Source organism: Azonexus hydrophilus (assembly GCF_038368255.1).
GTDB classification, from domain to species: domain Bacteria; phylum Pseudomonadota; class Gammaproteobacteria; order Burkholderiales; family Rhodocyclaceae; genus Azonexus; species Azonexus hydrophilus.
In genome coordinates this window covers 2,181,519-2,206,080 of the sequence record NZ_CP151406.1, presented here as the reverse complement: position 1 = coordinate 2,206,080, position 24,562 = coordinate 2,181,519, and the positions used below count along the sequence as shown (strand labels likewise).

Here is a 24,562-nt window from a genome sequence, read left to right as displayed (position 1 = left end):
GATGTCGATTCAATGGTTCCCCGGTCACATGACCCAGGCCCGCAAGAAAGCGGGCGAGACGCTGGCCATGGCCGACGTCGTCGTCGAAGTGCTCGACGCCCGCCTGCCGCAGGCGTCCAGCAACCCGATGATTCACGAGCTGCGCACCTTCCGCCAGCGCCCCTGCCTGAAGCTGCTGAACAAGGCCGACATCGCCGACCCGGCGGTGACCAAGGCCTGGCTGGAATACTTCGGCAAGCAGCCGGGCGTGATGGCGGTCGCCATCTCGTGCAAGAAGGCCGGCGACGTCGCCAAGATTCCCGGCCTGGCGCAGAAGCTGGCGCCGCACCGCAACGACGCGGTCAAGCCGCTGCGACTGATGATCATGGGCATCCCCAACGTCGGCAAATCGACGCTGATGAACGCGCTGGTCAAGAAGAAGGTCGCCGCCGTCGGCGACCAGCCGGCGGTGACCAAGAGCCAGCAGCGCATCGACATCAGCTCGCGGCTGACCATCTACGACACGCCGGGCATGCTCTGGCCGAAGATCGACCACCCGATCGACGGCCTGATGATGGCCGCCAGCCACTCGGTCGGCGTCAACGCTTACATCGACGATGAAGTCGCCACCTGGCTCGCCGGCTACCTGCTCGACCACTACCCGGCGCTGCTCAAGGCCCGCTACGGCTTCGACCTGCAGGGCATGGACGCGGTCGCCGTGCTCGAAGGCATCGCCAAAAAGCGCGGCTGCCTGATCAAGGGCCGCGGCGGCGAACTCGACCTCGAAAAAGCCGCCGGCATCCTGCTCAACGATTACCGTACCGGCACCCTCGGCCGCATCAGCCTGGAAACCCCGAGCCTGCGCGAAGCCCGTCAGGCGCAATTGGCCCAGGCCGCAGCGCTTCCCCCGGAAAATCCGGAAAACACCCCAATAACCGATGAAGACGGCGACCACTAGGCCTTTTCCAAAAAGCTGGTTATAATTCGCGCCGCTCGCCACCCGGCGAGACTTTTCCTCGATAGCTCAGTCGGTAGAGCGCCGGACTGTTAATCCGTAGGTCCCTGGTTCGAGCCCAGGTCGAGGAGCCAGGACTCAAGCAAAAAGCCCACTTTTCGGAGTGGGCTTTTTGTTGTCCGAAGGTTTTGCTGCATTTTGCTGCTCAGCTCGACTGATCCATGTGGCGTTGATGGCTGCAATCAACCATTCATGCAACGGACATCTTGTCGAGCGTCTGCTTTGCAGAAATTTTTTGTATGGCCGCAGTTGGCCGATTGCAGGCGAAAGGTCCAACGAACTTCAGCGCCTTTCCCCCTACCCAACAACCCGAAATAGCATCAAATCCATCGCTTCAGTCCGGACAGGCACGATGGCCTGATATTCCAGACTGGCAGCCCAGCGGTCGGCATCTTCGGCGCTCGGGAAGCTGAGTTCGACGTAGGCCTCGAAGGGTGTGCAGGCGAGTTGGTTCCAGTATGTCTTGTCGACCGTGCCACGGGCGACGACGCTGCCGCCGTGGCGTTCGACGGTGGCGCCGACCTGGCTGCGGTAGGTTTCGAAGGCTGCCGGGTCTTTCAGGCGGATCAGGCCGATGATCTTGACGCTCATTTTGTCTCCTTTGCTTTCTGTTCTTCTATATAAGCTCGCCAAGCTTCACGTGCTTCCTTGGACAGGAATAAATAGTAGAGCATGAACATGCCTTCAAGCGTCGACAGCCGCGTTCCCTTGAGCGCCTCCAGGGATAAGCGCGAAACGATCTTCACCATTATCAGTAACGGCGTTACACCCAAAGCACACATGAAGACGTATCTGAATTGGATTTTCAGGTCAGCGTCAGAAAGCAAGTCGCTGAGACCGAGTATGTAGCTGACTACGCCAAGTAGGATTGCCAGGACAATGAATCTGGACAGGGTTTTTTCGCGCATGTTGTTCTTGAAGACGGTGCCGATCATTGCCAGCAGGAATGAGGATGATCCACATACCAGTGTATCTCGCTGAGGGCCGGGAGCATGGGGGTCGTGGTTTCGGGGTGGTCCGGAATCCGAAGGATAGTCCGGCGCTTGGGTTTTGTCAGGGGAATTACCCTGCATAATGATGGTCCGCTGCCTTGTGCGCTAACATGGGCCTTGGCCGAAGTTGTCGCCGATTCGGGGAGGGGCATGGAAGAAGTCAATGGCGCCGCTGTGCGCTGGCATCAATTGCGACTGTACGTCGACAATCATCTGCACGACCGTTTTCTGGCACCGCCACTGACCGTCGTGGTGGCAGCGCTGCTGACCTTGTGGGTGCCGGTATGGCAGGCGGTGCTGTGGGCGGGCGTGGAACTGGTGGTGATCGCGGTCTATGTGAGCGTGTATCTGCGCTTCCGTCGTGCGCCGGTCGAGGAGGCCGGACACTGGGCGCGGCGGATTGCGCTGGCGCACGGGGCGCACATGGCGATGTGGTCGTCCATCGTGGTCTGGGCTTATCAGCCGGGTGATCTGAGCAGCTTGATGTTCGTCATGCTGGTGCATGTGGGTTTGATCTCGCTGACTGTGGTGATGAGCAATCCGCACCGGCGCCTGCTGCTGTCCGATCTGGTGGCGCCGGCGGTGGCGCTGGTCGGACCGCCGTTGATTGACGGCAGTCTGTTCAGTGTCGGCCTGACCGCGCTCGGCTTGCTCTACATTGCGCTGATGCTGCTGGTCGGCCTGAAGATCCATGCCAGTACGCTGGAGGCTCTGCTGCTGCGCCAGCGCAACGACCAGTTGATCAGCGAACTGGAACGTCAGGTCAAGCGTGATGCACTGACCGGGCTGGCCAACCGCCGCCATTTCATCGAGACCGGCGAGGTGGAACTGCAGCGGGCGGCGCGTTACCGCCATCCGTTGGCACTGCTGATGGTGGATATCGACCACTTCAAGCCGATCAACGATACCTATGGTCATCTGGCCGGCGACGAGGTGCTCAAGGCGGTGGCCGCGGTGTGCGCCGAAAGCGTGCGCGGCAACGATTGCCTGGCCCGGCTGGGCGGTGAGGAATTTGCCATCCTGATGCCGGAAACCGGGCTCGACGAGGCAGGCGCGGCGGCCGAGCGGCTGCGTGTCGCGGTGGAGCAGCTACGCTGCCAACTCCACGAAGGGCTGGTGACGCCGACGGTGAGCATTGGCGTGGCGATTACCGAAGGAGCAGGCGAGAGCCTGTCGTCTCTGATGCGACGCGGCGACCAGGCAATGTACGCAGCCAAGGCGCAGGGCCGCAACCGGGTGGTGATCGCGCCGCCACTGACCGCCTGAAAGACAGCGGAAAAAGTCTGGTCCGGGTGCGGTTTTTACGTCTATAATGCGCGCCTTCGCCGCTCAGGCAGCGAGATTCCTCGATAGCTCAGTCGGTAGAGCGCCGGACTGTTAATCCGTAGGTCCCTGGTTCGAGCCCAGGTCGAGGAGCCATGGATTCAAGCACTTAGCCCGCTAATCAGCGGGCTTTTTGCTATATGGGTCTGCCATGATTGACTTAGAATGAGCCACACGCAGATCGGTGCAATCGATTGCGTCAATCAAAACCATGGTGGGGGACCGTGATGAGCCTGAGCAATCAGACAATCGGCAAAGTCGTGCAATGGCTGGGCTGGTTCAGCGTGGCACATTCGTTATGGACTTACGGCTTTGCTTTGCTGGATGCCAAGTCGGATGCCTCAATCCGCGCCTATGCCTGGTTGATTGCCATTGAAGGCATCTTTTTCCTAGGCGCAGGTCTGCTCGTTGTCTGGCTTGGACGCCGGATTGCCAGGCCGGCTCAAGTGCCCGAGCCGGTCCAGGCTGAAAATCGCGGCGCCGAGTAGGGACGGTGCTCATGGACGACGCCGATACCTTGACGATCAGGCCGAATTATCCTGGGCTGCTGATGGCCATTCTCCTGCTGGGGTTTGCTGCCGGCATTTCTCTCGTCATGCTGCTTGCGCTGACGCGCAAGGATGTTTTTGGCCCGGCGCTCTTCGACTGGCTGCTGATTATCTTCCTGATCGTTTTCATCTTCCTGTTCATGCTCGGTTCTCTGTACGTGCTCTGGAACCACATCGCGGTGCTGTTCAGCGGCTTGCGGCCGTCTTTGGCCGTGCGCATCGACCGGCAGGGCATCCATTACCCGCTAAGGTACGAAGGCTTGATTCCCTGGCAGCTGATTCGCGACATACAAGTGCACAATGGCTACAACGGCAGTAGCCTGTGGTTCACGATCGATCCGTCGCTGCCGTTGCGGGGGTATTCGGTGCTCGATCACATTTACAGCATCGGCAATGAGCAAGTGATCGGTTATGTGCGGCTGTTGTCGCACCAATACAGCTTTTCTGCGCCGGAACTCATGCAGGAATTGCGTCGGCTGGCCCCGGAACGGGTGCATATGGCCTATCCCTTGAGTTGAATCTGGTCCTGCTATTCTCGAATACGCCGAGCTGCCCGGCCTGTTCGCCTGAACCGATTGACAGGTAGTCCCGGCGCTGCCGATAATCCGCCACTCTGCAGGAGAGAGAGCGCTGCTTGGCCAGCGCTCCGCCGAAGGCGCAAACTCCCATAATCGCTCAGGCATGCCGAACTGCAGAAATGATTCGCCGGCTGGAGAGTAGTTGCGAGCGTCCCGGCGCTTGGCAACTCACCGAAGGGGCAGGCTCCGAGGAGCCGAAACTCTCAGGTAAAAGGACAGGGGGAGAGGCGTCACGGAAACACCCGCTCAGGGGTTTCCGCTTTCTGACGGAGTCCTTTTGATGTTTGCCTTGCTGTTCGACAGTCTCGCCCACGTTTTTCAACCACTCGCCACCAAGCAGTTCGATCTGCTGCTGGTCGTCTACCTGGTCGCCATCGCCGCCGAGGCAATGTCCGGCGCGCTGGCCGCCGGCCGCCGCGACATGGATTTCTTCGGCGTCGCCGTGATCGCCTTTGTTACAGCGCTCGGCGGCGGCACGATCCGCGACGTCGTGCTCGGCAATTACCCGATCGGCTGGACCCAGCATCCCGAGTACGTTTATCTGGTCATCCTTGCCGGTCTGGCGACGACGCTGATCGCCCGCTTCATGCACCACATGAAGCGCGTCTTCCTGATGCTCGATGCGCTCGGCCTGGTCGCCTTCTCGCTGATCGGCTGCAACGTCGCGCTGCAACTCGATTACCCGCCGGTGGTTGTGATCATGGCCGGCATGCTCACCGGGATTTCCGGCGGCGTGCTGCGCGACGTGCTGTGCAACCAGGTGCCGGTGGTCTTCTGCCGCGAGCTTTACGCCAGCGTCTCGCTGTTCGTCTGCGTACTCTTCCTGGTCTTGCGCGGGCTTGACTGGGACAGCGACTTGATCACCCTGGTCTGCTTCGGCGCTGGTTTCGCCTTCCGCATGCTGGCGCTGCGTTTCGCCTGGAAGCTGCCGACCTTTTCCTACCAGCAGCGCTGGGACTGAAACACAGGCTGGGCTAAAATGACTGTATGAAAATACAGTTGTTTGCCAAAGGCCCGCATTGACCGTCCCGTCCGCGCTCCCCGACTACGCCGAGCTGCACTGCCTGTCCAACTTCAGCTTCCTGCGCGGTGCCTCGCACCCGGAGGAGCTGGCGGCGCAGGCGGTGGCGCAGGGCTATGCGGCGCTGGCGCTGACCGACGAGTGCTCCCTGGCCGGCGTCGTGCGCGTGCATCAGGCGTTCCGGGCGCAGGGTGGGGCGACGCGCCTCGTCATTGGCAGCGAGATGACCACGGTCGACGGCCTGAAACTGGTCTTTCTGGCGCAGAACCGGGAGGGTTACGGCAACCTCTCGGCATTGATCACGCTCGCCCGGCGGCGGGCGGAGAAGGGTGCCTACACGCTGCAGCGCCATGACCTGAACGCCATCTCGCCGAACGGCGCCTTGCCCGATTGCCTGGTGCTGTGGGTGCCCGAGGCAACGCCGTCGGTCGCCGATGGGCGCTGGCTGGCCGAACGCTTTCCCGGTCGTTGCTGGATCGCCGTCGAATTGCACGCCGGCCCGGACGATGCGGCCAAACTCGCGGAACTGCAGGCGCTCGGCGCCGCCTGCGGCCTGCCGCTGGTGGCGGCGGGCGATGTGCACATGCATGTCCGGGCGCGGCGACCGGTGCAGGATGTGCTGACCGCGCTGCGCCTGAAAACTTCGGTGTTCGACGCGGGGCATGCGCTGTTTCCGAATGGCGAGCGGCATTTGCGTTCGCGCTTGCGGCTGGCGCGGCTCTATCCGCCCGAACTGCTGGCCGAAACGCTGCGCATCGCGGCCTTGTGCACGTTTTCGCTGGACGAGTTGCGCTACGAATACCCGGAAGAAATCGTCCCCGCCGGCCACACGCCGACCTCGTGGTTGCGCCACGAAACCGAAGCCGGGCTGCGCCGGCGCTACCCGGCGGGCGTGCCGGGCGCGGTGCGCGAGCGCATCGAGCACGAATTGCGGCTGATCGCCGAGTTGCAGTACGAAGCCTATTTCCTGACCGTCTACGACATCGTCTGCTTCGCCCGCAGCGTCGACATCCTCTGCCAGGGGCGCGGCTCGGCGGCGAATTCGACGGTCTGTTTCGCACTCGGCGTCACCGAGGTCGACCCGGCGCGCTCGGCGATGCTGTTCGAGCGCTTCGTCTCCAAGGAGCGCGGCGAACCGCCCGACATCGACGTCGATTTCGAGCACGAGCGGCGCGACGAGGTCATCGCCTACATCTACGGAAAATACGGCCGCGAGCGCACGGCGCTGGCCGCCGCCGTCATCACCTACCGGACCAAGGGCGCGTTGCGCGACGCCGGTCGCGCGCTCGGCTTCGACATCGCCCGCATCGACGCGCTGACCGCATCGCTCGCCTGGTGGGACAAGCGCGAACAGATGCCGGAACGCTTCGCCGAGCAGGGGCTGGACCCGGCGTCGCCGCGCGTCGCCAAGTGGCTGTGGCTGGCCGAGCAACTGCGCGGCTTTCCCCGCCACCTGACCCAGCATGTCGGCGGCTTCGTCATGTCGCGCGGGCCGCTGGCGCGGCTGGTGCCGGTCGAGAACACGGCAATGGCCGAGCGCACGGTGATCCAGTGGGACAAGGATGACCTCGACGCGGTCGGCCTGATGAAGGTCGATGTGCTGGCGCTCGGCATGCTGTCGGCGCTGCGCCGGATGCTGGCGATGATCGGGCCGCTGGCATTGAACGAAATCCCCGAAGGCGACAAGGCGACCTACGACATGCTGTGCCGCGCCGACAGCATGGGCGTCTTCCAGGTCGAATCGCGGGCGCAGATGAGCATGCTGCCGCGCCTCAGGCCGCGCAACTACTACGATCTGGTGATCGAGGTTTCGCTGGTGCGCCCCGGGCCGATCCAGGGCGACATGGTCCATCCCTACCTGAAGCGGCGCCAGGGCAAGGAGGATATCGAGCGCATCACGCCGGCGATCGACGCAGTGCTGGCGCGCACCTGCGGCGTGCCGATATTCCAGGAGCAGGTGATGCAACTGGCCATCGTCGCCGCCGGCTTCACGCCCGGCGAGGCCGACGAGTTGCGGCGGGCGATGGCGGCCTGGCGCCGTAAAGGTAATCTCGCCCGCTATCAGGACAAGCTGCGCGCCGGCATGGCGCGCAACGGCGTGCCGGCCGCCTTCATCGAGCGCATCGTCGCCCAGATCCAGGGCTTCGGCGAATACGGCTTTCCCGAATCGCACGCCGCCAGCTTCGCGCTGCTGGTCTATGCCTCGGCCTGGGTCAAGCGCCACCACCCGGCGGCCTTCCTCTGCGGCTTGCTCAACAGCCAGCCGATGGGTTTCTATTCGCCGTCGATGTTGATCCAGGACGCCCGCCGCCATGGTGTCAGCGTGCTGCCCGCCGATGTCACGGCCAGCGACTGGGACAGCCGGATCGACGAGCGCGGCGCGGTGCGCCTCGGCCTGCGCGAGATCAAGGGACTGAGCCGGGAAGCGGCCGTGCGGATCGCCGACGCGCGGCGGCGGGCGCCGTTTGCCGATGTCGCCGACCTCGCGGCGCGCTGCGCCCTGGGCAAGCGCGATCTGGATCAGCTCGCTGCTGCCGACGCCTTGCGCGGTCTCGCCGGTCATCGCCGCCAGGCGGCCTGGGCGGTCGCCGACAGCGGCCGGCGGGCGATCCAGGGCGATCTTTTCGCCGGCTTGCCGGCGCCAGAAACGGCGGTCGAGCTGGCGGCGCCGACGCTGGCTGACAACCTGGTCGCCGATTACCGCCAGCTCGGCCACAGCCTGCGCACGCACCCGCTGACCCTGCTGCGCGAACATCTCGCAGCGCGGCGCTTCCTCAGTGCCGGCGAACTGGCGCAACGCGGCGACCGCGCGCTGGTCCGCGTCGCCGGCATCGTCACCGGCCGCCAGCGGCCGGGCACGGCGACCGGGATCGTCTTCGTCACGCTGGAGGACGAAACCGGCTGGACCAACGTCGTCGTCAAGCCGGGGCTGGTGGAAAAACAGCGGCGCGAATTGCTCGGGGCACCATTGCTCGGGGTTTACGGTCAACTTCAATGTGCCGATGGCGTGGTGCATCTGGTCGCCCAGCGCCTGGTCGACCTGTCCGCCTGGCTGGGGCGACTGGAAACCCGCAGCCGGGATTTTCATTGATCTGGCTGACACCATGTCGGCAACTTCTGGCATGTGCGGCGAAAATTGCGTTAAGCTCAAGGCTGCGCAGGACACAACCGAATCATCGCGGGAGTCGTCATGATGCTTGAGTCTCTTGGAAATCCGCTTGCCGGCATGGCCTGGCCACTGGCTTTGCTGCTGGCCTGGCTGGCTGGTGAAGCGATCAGCCGCTGGCTGTCGTTGCCGCGCGTCTGCGGTTATGCGCTGGCCGGTTTCGTGCTGGCCAGCGGTCAGCTTGGCCTGTTGCCCCAGCCGGCCGGAACGCCGGTGGCGCTGCTGGCTGATTTCGCCATTGCGCTGGTGCTGTTCGAACTCGGCCAGCGCATCAACCTGAACTGGCTGCGGCATAACCGCTGGCTGGCCGTGACCAGCCTGGTCGAGGCCTTCGGCACCTTTATCGTCGTGCTGCTGGTGGCCCGGGGCTTCGGCCTGGCACCGCTGCCGGCCCTGTTGCTGGCAGCGCTGGCGATGTCTTCGTCGCCGGTGGCGGCGCTGCGGGTGGCCAACGAACTGCACTGTTCCGGTCAGGTTACCGAACGCATGCTGCATTTGTCGGCGTTCAACTGTGTTTTCGCGGTGCTGGTCTTCAAGGCGATTGCCGGTTACTGGGTGCTGACCAGCGCCGGCGGCCTGCTTCCTGCCTTGTGGAGCAGCCTGGCCGTGATCGGCGTGTCGGCGGGGATCGGCGCGATGTTCGGCGTCGCCGTGCCGACCCTGCTGCGTTGGCAGCGGCGCGGTGGTGGCGATGCGACGGTGATCTTCGCCATCGCCACGCTGCTGCTGGTGTCCCTGACGCACGCCCTGCAGTTCTCGGCCCTATTGGCGGCACTGGTCTTCGGCCTGGTCGTACGTTACCGGCGCATCGTCTTTTCCGGCGCGGATCGTGGTTTCGGCACGCTGGGCAGCCTGCTGACCATCCTGCTGTTCGTCTTTGCTTCGGCGACCTTGTCCTGGTCGCAGGTGGCCCAGGGGGCCGGGCTGGCGCTGGCGGTCCTGGTGGTGCGCACGCTGTGCAAGGTCGGCGCCTGCGTGGCCTTTGCCGGTCTGTCAGGCATCGGCTGGCGCAAGGGGGCGCTGACCGGGCTGGCGCTGACGCCGATGTCGGTGTTTGCCATCCTGCTGCTCGAACAGACGCGCCATCTCGGTATCGATGTATTCGCCCAGGTGGCCGGTCTGGGTCTGCTGGTGCTGGCGCTCGAACTGCTTGGGCCGGTGGCGACGCAGCGGGCGTTGATCCTGGCCGGCGAGGCCGGGCGCGAGGAGGGCGGCTGAGATGACGCTGGAAGCATTCAAGGCGGGCGAAGCGCTGACCATGGGCGTCGAGCTGGAGCTGCAACTGGTCGATCTGACCGATTTCGACCTGACCGCGGCGGCGGCCGACATGCTTTTCCTGCTCGGCAAGCAGCCTTTCCCGGGCGATGTGAAGCCGGAAATCACCGAGAGCATGATCGAGATTTCGACCGACGTGCACACCGATTACGGCGCCTTGCTCGGCCAGCTCGGGCAGATGCGGAACGCCCTGGTCGAGGCCGGCGACCGCCTCAACGTCGGCGTCTGCGGCGGTGGCACGCATCCCTTCCAGCGTTGGTCGGAGCAGCGCATTTTCGACAAGCCGCGCTTTCAGGAGTTATCGGCGCTGTACGGCTACCTGGCCAAACAGTTCACGGTTTTCGGTCAGCACGTGCACATCGGTTGCGCCAGTGCCGACGAGGGGCTCTACCTCCTGCACGCGCTCAATCGCTACCTGCCACATTTCATCGCGCTGTCGGCGTCGTCGCCTTTCCTGCAGGGGGTCGATACGCTGTTCGATTCGGCGCGGCTGAACTCGGTGTTTGCCTTCCCGCTGTCCGGGCGGGCGCCTTTCCTGCTGCGCTGGGAGGACTTTGCCCAGGACTATTTCGGCAAGATGGAAAGCACCGGCGTGGTCAAGAGCATGAAGGACTTCTACTGGGACATCCGGCCCAAGCCCGAATACGGGACCATCGAACTGCGCGTCTGCGACACCCCGCTCAGCGTCGAGCGGGCGGCGGCCCTGGCCGCCTACCTGCAGGCCCTGTGCCGGATGCTGCGCGAGCAGGGCGAGCAGGGCGAGCCGGTCAGCGAAGACGACTATCTGGTCTACAACTACAACCGTTTCCAGGCCTGCCGTTTCGGCCTCGACGCGACGCTGGTGCATCCGCGCCGGCATGAGACGCTGCCCCTGCGCGACGATGTGCTGGCAACCCTGAACCAACTGGCGCCGCACGCTGCCGTTCTGGGCAGCACCGGTGCGCTCGATGTGCTGCGCCAGGTGGTTGCTACCGGCAACCATGCCGGCGACTTGCGCCGCTGGTATGGCGAATCGGGCGGGCTGCGCGGCATGGTCGATGCCGCGGTACGCACTTTCCGGGGAGATGAATCATGAGTTTTCGCCGTCGTCCCATCCATGTTGGGCTCTCTGCAAGGATTCATCATCCTGTGCCGGATAGCCAAGGGATACATACGCGGACCTTGCAGGTGCTGGAGCAGTCGATTGCCCAGTGGGTGCAGTCGCGCGACGTGCTGGTACTGATGGTGCCGTCGGTCCTGCAGGACGGCATCCTGATGCGCAGCAACATCCGCCTGCGCGATTACGCCGAGTATCTCGACGGCCTGATCCTGCAGGGCGGTGCCGACGTCAGCCCGCTGGCCTACGGCGAAACGCCACTGCAACCGGCGTGGGCCGGTGATCCGGTGCGCGATGCCTATGAACTGGAGTTGCTGCACGAGTTCATGGAGGCAGGCAAGCCGGTGCTCGGCATCTGTCGCGGCATGCAGCTGATCAACGTCGCGCTCGGCGGTTCCCTGTACCAGGATCTGCCGACTCAGTGCCCGACGGCGATTGCCCACGAGCATGAGGATTACGACCGCCATGTGCATAGCGTGCGTTTTTCCGCCGACGGTCAGTTTGCGCGCTGGTTCGGCGGTGAAGCGGGGGGTGCGGTGGTGTCGATCCACCACCAGGCGGTGCACCGTCTGGGGAACGAGGTGATTGTCGAGGCTGAGGCCGACGACGGCATCATCGAAGCGATCCGCTGGAAGGGGCGTAGTTTCGTCTGCGGCGTTCAGTGGCACCCGGAATTCCACCACCACGGTGACGGCGGTTTGCTCGACTGCGCGCCCGTGCTCGACGCTTTCCTGGCGGCAGCACGGCATTAAAACTGTGTCGAAACTGTCAAGCGTGGCGGAGTGTGACTGTCATTTATGGCATGAAGTGCGCTGCGAGATGCCATCCTTCCTGCGACCGGGTTTCCCCCGATAGTCCGGCGAGCCGCTGGCAACGGCCGTTTCTGGCGAATGTCATGAAGTGCTGTCTTAACACCATCGACCGGGCATGGTTATTGCGCCAGCATGTCCGCTTAACCAGCACTTTCAAACAATTCGAGGGAGAACAGCAATGGCGTGGAATCTGCTTTTTACATCCGATATCGGCTTGCTTAGCCTGTTTACGATCTTGTTCATCCTGGTGATGGCCGTCTATATCGGCTATTACGCAGTGAAGCAGATCAACAAGGAGGCCGGCGCTTCGCGGACGCAATCGCACCCCGGCGCGCATTGATTACCACTGCCTGAAACACGATTCGCCGGCCTAGTGCCGGCGAATTGCTTTGGTACTCAGGAAATCAGCCATTCGGGCAGGGCGGTTGGCGTGAATTCCGCCGCACCGGCATCACTTTCTGGCTGGCCGGCATGCTGGCGCAGCGGTACAACGCCGGCCCAGACGGGGATGTCGAGGTCGGTAGCATCGTCCTCGACGCCCCAGTTGCGGATCTTGGCCGCAGCTTCGTTCAGCGCCAGGCGCAGGACGGCCGTACCCGCCAGTTCCGCATCGCTCGGTGGCCGCACCAGCGCCGCGCGCCCCGGGCTGACGTGTTCGACGAAAGCGGTGAGGGCGGTCTTCTTCTCGTCTGGCGCGTTGACCGCGACAAATCGCCCGTAAATCACTACCGAGCGGAAATTCATCGAGTGGTGGAAGGCCGAGCGCGCCATGACCAATCCATCGACGTGGGCGATACAGACCGAGCAGTCGCTGTCGAGCAGGGTTTGCGTCAGGCGCGAGTTGTTGGCGCCGTGGATGTACAGCGCGTCACCGACCCGCCAGCAGGCCGTCGGCAAACAATGGACGCTATCGCCCTGGTTGAAGGCAATCTGGCAGATCAGGGCGGTATCGATGATGGCGGCGATGGTGGCCGGATCGTAATGACCGCGTTGCGGCTTGCGACGAACCCGGGTGCGCAGGCTGGGGGCTGTGTGTTGCATGAGGTCTCCTGGAAAGTTCGGCCAGTATGCGCGCCATGTGGCACCATTCATGGAACCACGGTAGTCTGATTTCATGGAGCCAGATGGCCCTCGAACTTGTCCTTGCCGAACTTCGTTTGCCGCTTGCGGGCGAAGCGCGTCAGCAACGTCTCTATCGCGTGCTCAAGCAGGCGATTCTCGACGCGCGCCTGCACGCCGGCCTGCGCTTGCCGGCCAGTCGCCAACTGGCGCTCGATTGCGGCATGTCCCGCAACGGCGTGCTCTACGCCTATCAGCAACTGGTCGCCGAAGGTTTTCTCGAGGCCGATCGTGGCGGCACTCGGGTCGCCGCCTTGCCGCAGCGCAAGACGGTGACAGCCAGCGTGGCGCGGGCCGGTGTCCTGTCGCGGCGGGCCGGCAGCCTGATCGCCATGCAGGCGGGTGACGCCACCTTGCCCTTCGCGCCGGGCGTGCCCGATCTCAACGCCTTTCCGTGGCCGGTCTGGGCGCGTCTGCTGCAGACGGCCTGGCGCGAGGTCGGGGCGCGCCATCTGGCGTATGCCGCCGCCGGCGGTGAGCCGGCGCTGCGCCGGGCGGTCGCCGATTTCCTGGCGGCCCGGCGCGGCGTGGCCTGTGCGCCGGAGCAGGTGTTCATCGTCCCGGGCGGCAACGTCGCGCTCGACGCTTGCGCCCGTCTGCTGGCCGACCCCGGGGACATTGCCTGGCTTGAAGATCCGGCTTACCAGGTGGCACGAAATGCCATGCTGGCCGCTGGCTTGCGTACCGTGCCGGTTGCCGTTGACGACGACGGCATGGCCGCGGACGAGACCTTGTGGCGGACGCAGCCGCCTCGCCTGATCTTCCTGACGCCGTCCCACCAGTACCCCGGCGGCAGCGTGCTCAGCCTGGAACGGCGGCTGGCCTTGCTCAACCGCCTCGAGGCAGGCAGCAACTGGCTGATCGAGGACGATTACGACAGCGAATTCAACCACGCCCGTCCCGATGCGCGACCGTTGCCGGCAATCCAGGGGCTGCACCCGGACGCGCCGGTGGTCTATCTCGGCACCTTCAGCAAGCTGCTCTATCCGGGGCTGCGCATCGCCTACCTGGTGGTGCCGCGCTGGGCGGTCGACAGCTTCGGTCAGGCCTTGTCCGATCTTTACCGGGGCGGGCAGGCGGTCGAACAGCGTGCGCTGGCCCGTTTTCTCGACAGCGGCAGGCTGACCCGCCATCTGCGCGCGATGGCGCCGATCTATCGCGAACGCCAGCAGGTGCTGCGCACGGCGCTGGCCAGACATTTTCCGGAGGCACGCATCGCCGGCGGCAACGCCGGCCTGCACCTGACGCTGCATTTGCCCGCCGCCCCACCGGATACCGCAATCGTCGCCGCCGCAGCCGGGCAGGGCGTCAGCGCCCGGGCGCTCAGTCGTTACTTCGCCGGGGCCAGTGCCGCCAACGGCCTGGTCCTCGGTTACGGCATGGCCGATGCGGCGATGATTCCAGAACTGGTCCGGCGGCTGGCGTTGGCGAGGGCGCAGGCGGCCGTCGAAGATGTTGCAGGAAATAGCTGACAAATTCAGTCGAGTATTCTAGAATTCACCCCCTTTCAATAGGGAGATAGCACCCCATGTTCCGGCACTTGCGTGAGGATATCCGCGCGGTCTTCGACCGCGACCCGGCGGCTCGCTCGTTCTGGGAGGTGCTGACCTGTTATCCCGGCATTCATGCGCTGATCCTGCATCGGGTGGCCCACTGGCTGTGGGGGCATCGGCTGCGCTGGCTGGCGCGGTTTACCGCGCATCTGTCGCGTTTCCTGACCGGGATCGAGATTCATCCCGGGGCGACCATCGGCCGTCGGTTCTTCATCGACCATGGCATGGGTGTGGTGATCGGCGAGACGGCCGAGATCAAGGACGATGTCACGCTTTATCACGGGGTCACGCTGGGCGGGACGTCGTGGAACAAGGGCAAGCGCCATCCGACGCTGGAGAACGGGGTGGTGGTCGGTGCCGGGGCCAAGGTGCTCGGTCCTATCATCATTGCTGCCGGCGCCAAGATCGGCTCCAACGCCGTCGTTACCAAGCCGTTGCCGGCCGGTGCAACCGCGGTCGGCAATCCGGCGCGCATTCTTGACCAGCAAACGCGCGAACGCGAGCAGCAAGCCGAGAAGCTGGGCTTTTCGGCCTATGCCGTCGGTCGTGATCAGGACGATCCGCTGGCCAAGGCCATCCATGGTCTGCTCGATCACGCCGCCGAAACCGACCGCCGCCTGGCCTCGCTGCTGAAGGAGCTGGAGGCGCAGGGCGTGAAGTGCGACCAGGAAGTCCAGGCGGCCGACGATTTCGATCCGAAATACCTGAGCAAAATAGTTGACTGATTTTGTCTGGATTGTATATAGTTGACCGCAACACTAGGTTATTGATCGGGAGACCGAAATGCGTTTGACCACCAAAGGACGTTTTGCCGTAACGGCGATGATGGATCTTGCACTGCGCGGCGAGGATGGGCCGGTTGCGCTGGCCGGCGTTGCCGAGCGGCAGAGCATCTCGCTGTCCTACCTGGAACAGTTGTTCGGCAAGCTGCGCCGTTACAAGCTGGTCGATTCCGTGCGCGGTCCCGGCGGCGGCTACCGGATTGCCCGGCCGCTGGAACGGGTGACTGTCGCCGACATCATTCGTGCTGTCGACGAGCATCTCGACGCCACCCAGTGCGGTGGTCAGGAGAACTGCCAGGACGAGCATCGCTGCATGACGCACGACCTGTGGTCCACGCTGAACGCGAAAATGTTCGAATACCTGGCCTCAGTCACCCTGGCCGATCTCGTCGATCGCGAGAAGGTCAAGGCTGCCGCGCGCGGTGAAGCGGTGATCAGCGGTCCGCTCGGCCCGCACCCGCGTCGCGTCGTGCGTGAAAAGACTGTGGCGCTCGCCTGAGAGCTATCATGTTCCAGCCCGTCTATCTCGACCATAACGCCACGACACCGCTCGACCCTGCGGTGAAGGCGGCGATGCTGCCCTGGCTCGACGGCCTGTGCGGCAATGCGTCGAGCCGGCACGAGTATGGGCGGCGGGCGCGGCAGGCGATCGACGAGGCACGCCAGAAAGTGGCAGCAGCACTCGGCGCGCATCCGACCGAAGTGGTGTTCACCAGCGGCGGCAGCGAAGCCAACAACCTGTTCATCAAGGGCGCGGCAGCCGGCATGAAGCCGGGGCTGCTTGCCGTCAGCGCGGTCGAGCATCCCTGTGTGCTCAAGCCGGCGGCGCAACTGGTACGTCAGGGCTGGACACTGCGGGAAATCGCGGTCGATGCGGCTGGCCGGGTTGAGGCGCAAGACTACGCCGAACTGTTGCAGCAGCGCCCGGCGCTGGTTTCGGTGATGCTGGCCAACAACGAGACCGGCGTGATTCAGGATGTCGCCGCACTGGCTGCGGAGGCGCGGTCTAGCGGTGCCTGCTTCCACAGCGATGCGGTGCAGGCCCTGGGCAAGCTGCCGGTCGATTTCCGGCTGCTCAATGCGGCTGGCGTGCATGCTCTGACGGTGTCGGCGCACAAGATCAACGGTCCCAAGGGCGCGGCGGCGCTGGTGCTCGACAAGCGTGTCGAACTACAGCCGCTGATTGCCGGTGGTGGCCACGAGCGCGGTTTGCGTTCGGGTACGGAAAACGTGCCGGCCATCGTCGGTTTTGGCGTGGCGGCGGAACTTGCAGCGCAGCGCGTTGCCGAACTGCCTACACGTCTGGCGCAGCTGAGAAATACGCTGGAGCACGGCTTGACGGCGCTCGGGGCAAGGATTTTTGCGGTCGACGCGCCACGCCTGCCCAACACCAGTTATTTCGCGTTTCCCGATATCGATGGCGAAACCCTGGTCGGCAAGCTGGATCGCGAAGGCTTCGCGGTTGCCAGCGGTGCCGCCTGTTCGAGCGCCAATCCGGAGCCGTCGCACGTGTTGCGGGCAATGGGTGTGGCCCCGGAGATCGCGCGCGGCGCGGTCCGGGTCAGCCTCGGTGCCGGCAACGACGAAAACGAAGTCGAACAATTCATCAACGCCTTGCGGGCTACGGTCGGACGCCTGCAGGGACTGACGGCGATGACCGTCTGAAACCACCCGACGACCTAGCGAGAATGACGATGAAACTGCCCATCTACCTGGATTACTCGGCGACGACGCCGGTCGACCCGCGCGTTGCGGAAAAAATGATTCCCTATCTCTACGAGAACTTCGGGAATCCGGCCTCGCGTTCGCACAGTTTCGGCTGGGTTGCCGAAGCCGGTGTCGAGGAAGCGCGCGAGCAGGTTGCCGCGCTGGTCGGCGCCGATCCCAAGGAAATCGTCTGGACCTCCGGTGCCACCGAGTCGAACAACCTGGCGATCAAGGGTGCGGCCAATTTCTACGCTGGCACCAAGGGCAAGCACATCATCACCGTCAAGACTGAGCACAAAGCGGTCCTCGACACGGTGCGCGAGATGGAGCGCCAGGGTTTCGAGGCGACCTACCTCGACGTCCAGGAAAACGGCCTGCTCGATCTGGAAGTGTTCAAGGCGGCGATCCGCCCGGATACCGTGCTCGCCTCGGTCATGTTCGTCAATAACGAAGTCGGCGTCATTCAGCCGATCGCCGAACTCGGCGAAATCTGCCGCGAGAAGGGCATCATCTTCCACGTCGATGCGGCGCAGGCGACTGGCAAGGTCGATATCGACCTGAGCAAGCTCAAGGTCGACCTGATGAGCTTCTCGGCCCACAAGACCTACGGCCCGAAGGGCATCGGCGCCCTCTACGTGCGCCGCAAGCCGCGCATCCGCCTGGAAGCGCAGATGCACGGCGGTGGCCACGAGCGCGGTTTCCGCTCGGGCACGCTGGCCACGCACCAGATCGTTGGCATGGGCGAAGCCTTCCGCATTGCACGCGAGGAAATGGTCGAAGAAAACAATCGAGTCAAAGCCTTACGCGATAAACTTCTGAAAGGACTTCAAGATATTGAAGCGACTTTCGTCAATGGCGACCTCGAGCATCGCGTCGCCCATAACCTCAACATCAGCTTCGCCTACGTCGAAGGCGAGTCGATGATCATGGCGATCAAGGATCTCGCCGTGTCGTCCGGCTCGGCCTGTACCTCGGCCAGCCTGGAGCCGTCCTACGTGCTGCGCGCACTCGGGCGCGACGACGAACTGGCGCACAGCTCGATCCGTTTCTCCATCGGTCGCTTCACCACCGAGGAAGAAATCGACTACGCGGTCAAGCTGCTGCACACCAAGATCCAGAAACTGCGAGACCTTTCCCCGCTCTGGGATATGTACAAGGAAGGCATCGATCTGAACACGGTTCAATGGGCTGCCCACTGAACGAAACAACGGAGAAATAACATGAGCTATAGCGTAAAAGTCATTGATCACTATGAGAATCCTCGCAACGTCGGTTCGCTCGACAAGGACGATTCCAGCGTCGGCACCGGCATGGTCGGCGCGCCGGCCTGCGGCGACGTGATGAAGCTGCAGATCAAGGTCAACAAGTCCGGCGTGATCGAAGACGCCAAGTTCAAGACCTACGGTTGCGGCTCTGCCATCGCTTCGTCGTCGCTGGTGACCGAATGGGTCAAGGGCAAGACGGTCGACCAGGCGCTGTCCATCAAAAATACCGAGATTGCCGAAGAACTGGCGCTGCCGCCGGTTAAAATCCACTGCTCGATCCTGGCTGAGGACGCCATCAAGGCGGCCGTGGCGGATTACAAGAAAAAGCACGGAGAATAAGCATGGGCGTGACCTTGACCGACTCGGCGGCGAAGCATGTCGCCAATTTCCTGCAGAAACGCGGCAAAGGCATCGGCCTGCGCCTTGGCGTACGGACTTCCGGCTGTTCCGGCATGGCCTACAAGCTGGAATTCGTCGACGAGGTGAATGAAGACGACCTGATTTTCGAAACCTCGGGCGTCAAGGTCGTGGTCGATGCCAAGAGCCTGCCGTATCTTGAAGGCATGGAGCTCGACTTCGCCCGCGAAGGCCTGAACGAAGGGTTCAAGTTCAATAACCCCAACGTCAAGGACCAGTGCGGCTGCGGTGAGTCCTTCAACGTTTGATGGATTTAACTGCTGACTTTTTCGCTTTGTTCGGCTTGCCGAAAACTTTCCGGCTCAGCCTGTCCGAGCTCGATTCGCGTTACCGCGACGTGCAGGCGCAGGTGCATCCGGATCGTTTCGCCAATGCGCCGGAGGGCGAGCGGCGGTTGTCGATGCAGTGGGCGACGCGCGCCAACGAGGCTTACCTGACGCTGAAGAAGCCGCTGGAGCGGGCAAAATACCTGCTTGAGCTGGCCGGGCACGATCTGCAGGCCGAGAGCAATACCGCGATGCCGGCCGATTTCCTGATGGAACAGATGGAATGGCGCGAGGCGGTGATGGAAGCGCGCGCTGGCGGCGATCATCACGAACTCGAACATCTCTACCAGCGCCTGCGCGGCGACATCGATGGTCGTTACGTCGAGGTTGCCGCCTTGCTCGACGACGCTCGGGATTACGCGCTGGCCACCGACCGGGTGCGCCGGCTGATGTTCCTGGAAAAACTGCTTTACGAAATCGACGACGCGCTGGCGTCGCTGGACGACTGAAAGAATATAACAATGGCCTTGTTCCAGATCGCCGAACCCGGCGAATCCGCAGCCCCGCACGAGCATAAACTGGCCGTCGGCATCGACCTCGGCACCACCAATTCGCTGGTCGCCACGGTGCGTTCCGGCATTGCCGTCTGCCTCAACGACGAACAGGGGCGGCCGCTGCTGCCTTCGGTCGTCCATTACAACGCTGACGGCAGCACGGTCGTCGGCTACGACGCGCGCAAGGACCAGGCGGTCGATCCGAAGAACACCATCGTCTCGGTCAAGCGCTTCATGGGCCGGGGCAAGCACGACATCGCCCACATCGAGAGCATGGCCTACGACTTCGTCGATGCGCCGGGCATGGTCAAGCTCAAGACCCAGGCCGGCATCAAGAGTCCGGTCGAGGTTTCGGCGGAAATCCTGAAGACGCTGAAGGCGAGGGCAGAAGCCGGTCTCGGCGGCGAACTGGTCGGCGCCGTGATCACCGTGCCGGCCTATTTCGACGACGCCCAGCGCCAGGCCACCAAGGACGCTGCCAAATTGGCCGGCCTCAACGTTCTGCGCCTGTTGAACGAACCGACTGCGGCGGCCATCGCCTATGGGCTCGACAACGGCGCCGAGGGGGTCTATGCAGTCTATGACCTCGGCGGCGGCACCTTCGACATCTCCATCCTCAAGCTGACCAAGGGTGTTTTCGAGGTCATGGCGACCGGCGGCGATTCGGCGCTCGGCGGCGACGATTTCGACCACCGCATCTTCTGCTGGGTGATCGAGCAGGGCAAGCTGCAGCCGCTGTCGGCGGCCGACGGCCGGTTGCTGATGATGCGCTGCCGGGAAGCCAAGGAATTCCTGACCAAGAACCCGGAGGCACCGATCACCGCGCGCCTGTCCACGGGCGAGATGGTCGATCTCAAGCTCGACGTCGCGACCTTTGCCGAAATCACCCGGACGCTGGTCTCGAAGACGCTGCAGCCGGTCAAGAAGGCGCTGCGCGACGCCGGCCTGCGCGCCGATGACGTCAAGGGCGTGGTCATGGTCGGCGGCGCGACGCGCATGCCACAGATTCAGAAGGCGGTTGGCGACTTCTTCGGCCAGGAACCGCTGACCAATCTCGATCCGGACAAGGTTGTCGCGCTCGGCGCGGCGACGCAGGCCAACCTGCTGGCCGGCAACAAGACCGGCAAGGACGACTGGCTGCTGCTCGACGTGATTCCGCTGTCGCTCGGCCTGGAAACCATGGGTGGGCTGACCGAGAAGGTGATCCCGCGCAATTCGACGATCCCGACCGCGCGCGCCCAGGAATTCACCACCTTCAAGGACGGGCAGACGGCGATGGCCATTCATGTCGTCCAGGGCGAACGCGAGATGATTGCCGATTGCCGCTCGCTGGCGCGCTTCGAACTGCGCGGCATTCCGCCGATGGTGGCTGGTGCAGCGCGCATCCGCGTCACCTTCCAGGTGGACGCCGACGGCCTGTTGTCGGTCACCGCGCGCGAGCAGACCACCGGCGTCGAGTCGAGCATTACCGTCAAGCCGTCCTACGGCCTGTCCGACGACGAGATCGCCGGCATGCTCCAGGATTCGCTGGCCCACGCCAAGGACGACGCGATGGCGCGCGCACTGCGCGAAGCGCAGGTCGAGGCCGAACGCATGATCGAGGCGACCGAAGCGGCACTGGCCGAAGACCCGCATCTGCTCAACGAAGCGGAAACCGCCAGGATACGCAACGCGATCGCCAAGCTGCAGGAAGCGGCGGCCGGCGACAACCGCCGCATCATCAACATTGCGATGGACGACCTCGGCTTCGAAACCCAGGAATTTGCCCACCGTCGCATGGATCAAAGCATCAAGAAAGTGCTGTCCGGCCGCAAGGTCGAAGAAATCGGCACGGGAGACGAAGAATGACCCAGATCATCGTATTGCCGCATCTTGAGTTGTGCCCGGACGGTGCCGTGATCGAGGCCGAAGCCGGCAAGTCGATCTGCGACAACCTGCTCGCCAACGAGATCGAACTCGATCACGCCTGCGAAATGTCCTGCGCCTGCACCACCTGTCACGTCATCGTGCGCGAAGGTTTTGCCTCGCTGGAAGAAGCAAGCGAGATCGAGGAAGACCTGCTCGACAAGGCCTGGGGCCTGGAGCCGAATTCGCGCCTGGGCTGTCAGGCCATCGTCAGCGATACGCCGCTGGTCGTCGAAATCCCCAAGTACAGCATCAACATGGCGAAGGAGGGACATCGCAAATGAAGTGGACCGACATCAACGACATCGCCATCGAACTCGCCGACAGCCAGCCGGACACCGACCCGCTCAAGGTCAATTTCGTTGACCTGCGCGACTGGGTGATGGCGCTGCCCGGCTTCGACGACGATCCCAAGCACTGCGGCGAGAAAATCCTCGAAGCCATCCAGCAAGCCTGGATCGACGAAGTCGCCTGATCAGGCGTCGACCGCCACGGCAATGCCACTGCCGCGTAACTGCTCGCTCATGCTGGCCACCGACAGCAGCACCAGCATCGGCTGGCCGCTGCCCGGTTGCGTCTTGACCACCGAGGCCAGTACCGAGGCGATGCCAACATAGATGTTCGAGAGATCGTCGATGTCGCTTTCCGGGACTTCCATGATCTCGCCCAGGCGGTCGACCAGGATGCCGAAAGCCTTGCCGTCGTCACCGCGCACCACCACGACCTGCTGCCGGATGCCGGTATTTTCCGCCGGCTCGGGCAGCCCCAGGGCCGCGTGCAAGTTGTAGATCGGCAGGGTCTCGTTGCGGTGGATCATCGCGCCATAGACCTGTTTCGGTGCGTTGGCCAAGGTTGTCGCACCGTTCAGTTCGACCGCCTCGATCACCGATGAAACCGGCAGGCCCAGCCAGTGCGCGCCGAGGTGGAAAGTGGCGATTTCGCGTACTGCCACATCGGCGGCAAAGGCCGTGTGGCGCATGGCGACTTCGCCGGCCGAGGCGCTCAGGCGGGAATTGGCGTCGTAAGCACCCAGCGGGATGAAGACCAGGGCCGTAACCTCGTTGCGGTAGGCGTCCTCCTGGCCCTTGAATTCGCGATAGCCGCTGGACGGTGCGGCACCGACGGCCATCACCTGGCCGTCGAGCGCGATCAGACGGGCGCAGCCATTGGTGTCGGGCCTGAGCAGTTCCGGCAGCAGCGCCAGTTGCTGCCCGGGGCGGTAGCTGGTGTCGCTGGCGGCAATGACTCGGGCCTCGCCATCGATGAACAACGCGAAGCTGCCGGCTACTGGTTCGCCGCTGGCCTCGCGCGGCAGGGCGTCGTTGAGCATGGCCGAAAACTGCGGCGCACTGTCGAAGACGATGGCGATGCCGCCGACAACCTGCTGATTGCCCGGCGCACGCACTGCCGACAGGTAAACATAGGTCGGCCGGTTGCCATAGAGCGGGCTGTTGTCGAAGCGGGACACTGCGTAAGCCTGGCTGTCGCGCAGGCCGAGGCATTCGTCGACCCAGGGCGCATCGAGCATCTGCCCGACCAGTTCGCCATGGTCCGGATTGGAAACGGCCTGAACCCGGCCCTCTGTATCGAACAGCAGGATGTTGTCGTACACCGTGTACAGGCTGTTGATATAGCCGATGACCCGCTCCAGGCTTTCACGTCGGCCCTTGGCCGCGCTGTCGGCGAGCAGGGCGCGGATGGTCGAGTCGAGCGCCCACCAACGGCAGTCGTTGGCCCGCTCGTAGAGATTGCGGTCCATGATGTCGATGGCCAGTGCGGCGAAGAACTGGCTGTCGGCAAGCTGCGAGGAAAGCACCGTCGACTGCAGGTTGCCGATCGAGCGAGAGAAGACTTCGCGCATGCTCATGCCGACGCGGCTGATCTCACGCAGCAGGATTTTCGAGAATGCGCTGTTGACCGCCGCCGATACCGTGCCCTGGCGTACCGTGCCGTTCCAGACGGCGCGGCTGAGATCGCGCTGGATCGCTTCGGCCTTCAGTGGAATCGCCCGCAATTCCTCGGAAAATGCGCGGCCACCGGCCATCACCGAAGCGAGCAGCGCCGGTTCGGAGATGTCGAGCGTATCGTCGTCGTGCAGGTCGAAAGCCTGGGCCACCGGCATCATCACCAGGCCACGCCAGCCCGGCCCCTGGTAACCCTGGTAGCCCTTGGTGTCGCTGGCGAAGGCGAGGTAGCTGCGCCCGGCAAAGCGCAGACGCTGCAGGCTGCCGGAAGCGAGTTGCAATTCCGCACCGATCGGGATCTGCCACGGATCGCTGCTGGAAATCACCTGGCTGGCGCCATCCAGCAGGACCATCACGCCGGGATCGTCGGGCAGCGCCAGGCCGTGAAAGATGCGCTGCATTTCATCGGCAAAGCGGAAGCAGAGCGCCAGCACGCCGAGCGTTTCGCCGCGCTCGGACTTGATCCGGTAGGCGTAGATCAGCGAGCGCCCCTGCTCGGGGAAGAGTTCGGAATGGGCATAGGATTCGACATACGCGTCCGTGGTGTTGACCGCCTCGCGCACCCAGTTGTCGCGGATGGCGGTGACCCGGTCATCGGGCTGCAGCCGGGCAAGGATGCGGCCGTTGCGGTCGGTCAGCACAAGATCCTCGTAAACCGAGTATTTGCGTACGTATTCCTGGAAGCGCTGCTGCAAGGCCCACAGGTCACCCGGTTCGGCGGCAAATTGCCGGATGGCGTCGTCGGTGCTGAGAAAACCGATGTCGGCGGTGCGTTCGAACAGATTGCGGACCAGAATGTCGATGACCACCTGCGAACGCGCCTTCATTTCCTGTTCGCGCTTGGCCAGCGTCTGTTCGGCGAGATTGTTGAGCAGGTCGCCGGTCAGGCTGGCGAAAGCTTCGCGGGTCTGGCCGATCTCGGCGGTGGTGCCGGAAAGTTGTCCGAGCAGGTTGAGGTTGTCCCAGACGGCCTGCAACGACTGCAGCATTTCCCGGTATTCCTCGATCAGCGGCATGTGCGGCAACAACTGACGCACGCTATCCTTGACTTCGATTCCCTTGTATTTCGCCACGCCATACTCCTGCTTGCTGCCTGATGAGTGATAAGAAGCAAGTCACATGCCCATTGCCGCTAGTCGCAAACGGGTGTGTTTGCCGGATATTGTCTGGAAAATGTGACAGGCACAGGTCTCGTTTCGGTGCCCGGGCACCGTGCTGGTGCAAT

25 protein-coding genes, 2 tRNA genes and 1 riboswitch are annotated in these 24,562 nt (G+C 63.7%); of the genes, 23 read left to right on the top strand and 4 right to left on the bottom strand.

The window, feature by feature from the left end; all coding sequences use genetic code 11:
* The first annotated feature begins 1 nt into the window (after window position 1).
* Both ylqF and AADV58_RS10670 read left to right on the top strand, forming a co-directional pair.
* Window positions 2-937 (top strand): ribosome biogenesis GTPase YlqF, encoded by a 936-nt coding sequence (ylqF, locus tag AADV58_RS10675; protein WP_043421577.1) that lies wholly within the window; start codon window positions 2-4, stop codon window positions 935-937.
* 55 nt (window positions 938-992) lie between these two features.
* A tRNA-Asn gene (locus AADV58_RS10670) sits at window positions 993-1,068 on the top strand.
* Window positions 1,069-1,291: 223 nt separating this feature from the next.
* Here the strand turns inward: AADV58_RS10670 and AADV58_RS10665 are convergent.
* Together AADV58_RS10665 and AADV58_RS10660 are read right to left on the bottom strand one after the other, a co-directional pair.
* Window positions 1,292-1,585 carry a DUF1330 domain-containing protein gene (locus tag AADV58_RS10665; protein WP_028995527.1) on the bottom strand — a complete coding sequence of 98 codons (294 nt, stop codon included), beginning with the start codon at window positions 1,583-1,585 and terminating at the stop codon, window positions 1,292-1,294.
* Entirely contained in the window at window positions 1,582-1,902 is a 321-nt protein-coding gene (locus AADV58_RS10660) for a hypothetical protein (RefSeq protein WP_169720500.1), read from the bottom strand. The genes AADV58_RS10665 and AADV58_RS10660 overlap by 4 nt, the downstream gene beginning before the upstream one ends.
* 234 nt (window positions 1,903-2,136) lie before the next feature.
* Here AADV58_RS10660 and AADV58_RS10655 point away from each other — a divergent pair, with 234 nt between their 5' ends.
* The 10 genes from AADV58_RS10655 to AADV58_RS10610 all read left to right on the top strand — a co-directional run bounded on the left by AADV58_RS10655 (window position 2,137) and on the right by AADV58_RS10610 (window position 12,145).
* Entirely contained in the window at window positions 2,137-3,252 is a 1,116-nt protein-coding gene (locus AADV58_RS10655; protein WP_051295461.1) for a GGDEF domain-containing protein, read from the top strand.
* A 77-nt stretch (window positions 3,253-3,329) separates the two neighbouring features.
* A tRNA-Asn gene (locus AADV58_RS10650) sits at window positions 3,330-3,405 on the top strand.
* Between the two features lie 131 nt (window positions 3,406-3,536).
* Window positions 3,537-3,797 carry a hypothetical protein gene (locus AADV58_RS10645; protein WP_341743154.1) on the top strand — a complete coding sequence of 87 codons (261 nt, stop codon included), beginning with the start codon at window positions 3,537-3,539 and terminating at the stop codon, window positions 3,795-3,797.
* A gap of 11 nt (window positions 3,798-3,808) precedes the next feature.
* Window positions 3,809-4,375 (top strand): hypothetical protein, encoded by a 567-nt coding sequence (locus tag AADV58_RS10640; protein ID WP_341743153.1) that lies wholly within the window; start codon window positions 3,809-3,811, stop codon window positions 4,373-4,375.
* Window positions 4,376-4,463: 88 nt separating this feature from the next.
* A riboswitch (glycine riboswitch) is annotated at window positions 4,464-4,559 on the top strand.
* Window positions 4,560-4,781: 222 nt separating this feature from the next.
* A complete protein-coding gene (locus AADV58_RS10635; RefSeq protein WP_424243850.1) occupies window positions 4,782-5,396 on the top strand; it encodes a trimeric intracellular cation channel family protein in 615 nt (204 codons plus the stop codon).
* A gap of 58 nt (window positions 5,397-5,454) precedes the next feature.
* Window positions 5,455-8,547, top strand: a complete 3,093-nt coding sequence (locus AADV58_RS10630; RefSeq protein ID WP_341743152.1) for an error-prone DNA polymerase — start codon at window positions 5,455-5,457, stop codon at window positions 8,545-8,547.
* Between the two features lie 99 nt (window positions 8,548-8,646).
* A complete protein-coding gene (locus AADV58_RS10625) occupies window positions 8,647-9,840 on the top strand; it encodes a cation:proton antiporter (protein WP_088177974.1) in 1,194 nt (397 codons plus the stop codon).
* Window position 9,841: 1 nt separating this feature from the next.
* The gene (locus tag AADV58_RS10620) at window positions 9,842-10,972 is read left to right on the top strand and encodes a YbdK family carboxylate-amine ligase (RefSeq protein WP_341743151.1); all 1,131 of its coding nucleotides are present in this window, start codon (window positions 9,842-9,844) and stop codon (window positions 10,970-10,972) included.
* Entirely contained in the window at window positions 10,969-11,745 is a 777-nt protein-coding gene (locus AADV58_RS10615; protein ID WP_341743150.1) for a type 1 glutamine amidotransferase, read from the top strand. The genes AADV58_RS10620 and AADV58_RS10615 overlap by 4 nt, the downstream gene beginning before the upstream one ends.
* Window positions 11,746-11,983: 238 nt before the next feature.
* Window positions 11,984-12,145: a DUF3149 domain-containing protein gene (locus AADV58_RS10610; protein ID WP_081700244.1), complete on the top strand. Its 162-nt coding sequence runs from the start codon at window positions 11,984-11,986 to the stop codon at window positions 12,143-12,145.
* Between the two features lie 56 nt (window positions 12,146-12,201).
* Here the strand turns inward: AADV58_RS10610 and AADV58_RS10605 are convergent, their stop codons facing one another.
* Window positions 12,202-12,846 (bottom strand): pyridoxamine 5'-phosphate oxidase family protein, encoded by a 645-nt coding sequence (locus AADV58_RS10605; protein ID WP_341743149.1) that lies wholly within the window; start codon window positions 12,844-12,846, stop codon window positions 12,202-12,204.
* Between the two features lie 83 nt (window positions 12,847-12,929).
* On the opposite strand from AADV58_RS10605, the gene AADV58_RS10600 reads away from it, so the two are divergent.
* Genes AADV58_RS10600 through iscX form a run of 11 tightly spaced genes read left to right on the top strand, consistent with a single transcriptional unit; the run spans window position 12,930 to window position 21,848 of the window.
* Window positions 12,930-14,396, top strand: a complete 1,467-nt coding sequence (locus tag AADV58_RS10600) for a PLP-dependent aminotransferase family protein (protein WP_341743148.1) — start codon at window positions 12,930-12,932, stop codon at window positions 14,394-14,396.
* 56 nt (window positions 14,397-14,452) lie between these two features.
* Entirely contained in the window at window positions 14,453-15,202 is a 750-nt protein-coding gene (gene cysE / locus AADV58_RS10595; RefSeq protein WP_341743147.1) for a serine O-acetyltransferase, read from the top strand.
* A 58-nt stretch (window positions 15,203-15,260) separates the two neighbouring features.
* Window positions 15,261-15,758 carry a Fe-S cluster assembly transcription factor gene (locus AADV58_RS10590; RefSeq protein ID WP_341743146.1) on the top strand — a complete coding sequence of 166 codons (498 nt, stop codon included), beginning with the start codon at window positions 15,261-15,263 and terminating at the stop codon, window positions 15,756-15,758.
* A gap of 8 nt (window positions 15,759-15,766) precedes the next feature.
* Window positions 15,767-16,924: a cysteine desulfurase family protein gene (locus AADV58_RS10585; protein WP_341743145.1), complete on the top strand. Its 1,158-nt coding sequence runs from the start codon at window positions 15,767-15,769 to the stop codon at window positions 16,922-16,924.
* A gap of 29 nt (window positions 16,925-16,953) precedes the next feature.
* Window positions 16,954-18,165: an IscS subfamily cysteine desulfurase gene (locus AADV58_RS10580; protein WP_281984853.1), complete on the top strand. Its 1,212-nt coding sequence runs from the start codon at window positions 16,954-16,956 to the stop codon at window positions 18,163-18,165.
* Between the two features lie 21 nt (window positions 18,166-18,186).
* Window positions 18,187-18,570, top strand: a complete 384-nt coding sequence (gene iscU, locus AADV58_RS10575) for a Fe-S cluster assembly scaffold IscU (RefSeq protein WP_028995541.1) — start codon at window positions 18,187-18,189, stop codon at window positions 18,568-18,570.
* Window positions 18,571-18,572: 2 nt separating this feature from the next.
* Window positions 18,573-18,896, top strand: coding sequence for an iron-sulfur cluster assembly protein IscA (iscA, locus tag AADV58_RS10570; RefSeq protein WP_028995542.1), 324 nt, complete (start codon window positions 18,573-18,575; stop codon window positions 18,894-18,896).
* Window positions 18,896-19,423 (top strand): Fe-S protein assembly co-chaperone HscB, encoded by a 528-nt coding sequence (gene hscB / locus AADV58_RS10565; RefSeq protein WP_028995543.1) that lies wholly within the window; start codon window positions 18,896-18,898, stop codon window positions 19,421-19,423. The genes iscA and hscB overlap by 1 nt, the downstream gene beginning before the upstream one ends.
* A gap of 12 nt (window positions 19,424-19,435) precedes the next feature.
* Entirely contained in the window at window positions 19,436-21,316 is a 1,881-nt protein-coding gene (gene hscA / locus AADV58_RS10560; protein WP_028995544.1) for a Fe-S protein assembly chaperone HscA, read from the top strand.
* Window positions 21,313-21,657: an ISC system 2Fe-2S type ferredoxin gene (fdx, locus tag AADV58_RS10555; RefSeq protein WP_028995545.1), complete on the top strand. Its 345-nt coding sequence runs from the start codon at window positions 21,313-21,315 to the stop codon at window positions 21,655-21,657. Before hscA ends, fdx begins: the two co-directional genes overlap by 4 nt.
* The gene (gene iscX / locus AADV58_RS10550; protein ID WP_028995546.1) at window positions 21,654-21,848 is read left to right on the top strand and encodes a Fe-S cluster assembly protein IscX; all 195 of its coding nucleotides are present in this window, start codon (window positions 21,654-21,656) and stop codon (window positions 21,846-21,848) included. Before fdx ends, iscX begins: the two co-directional genes overlap by 4 nt.
* Here the strand turns inward: iscX and AADV58_RS10545 are convergent, their stop codons facing one another.
* Window positions 21,849-24,410: a chemotaxis protein CheW gene (locus AADV58_RS10545; protein WP_341743144.1), complete on the bottom strand. Its 2,562-nt coding sequence runs from the start codon at window positions 24,408-24,410 to the stop codon at window positions 21,849-21,851.
* Window positions 24,411-24,562: the final 152 nt, after the last annotated feature.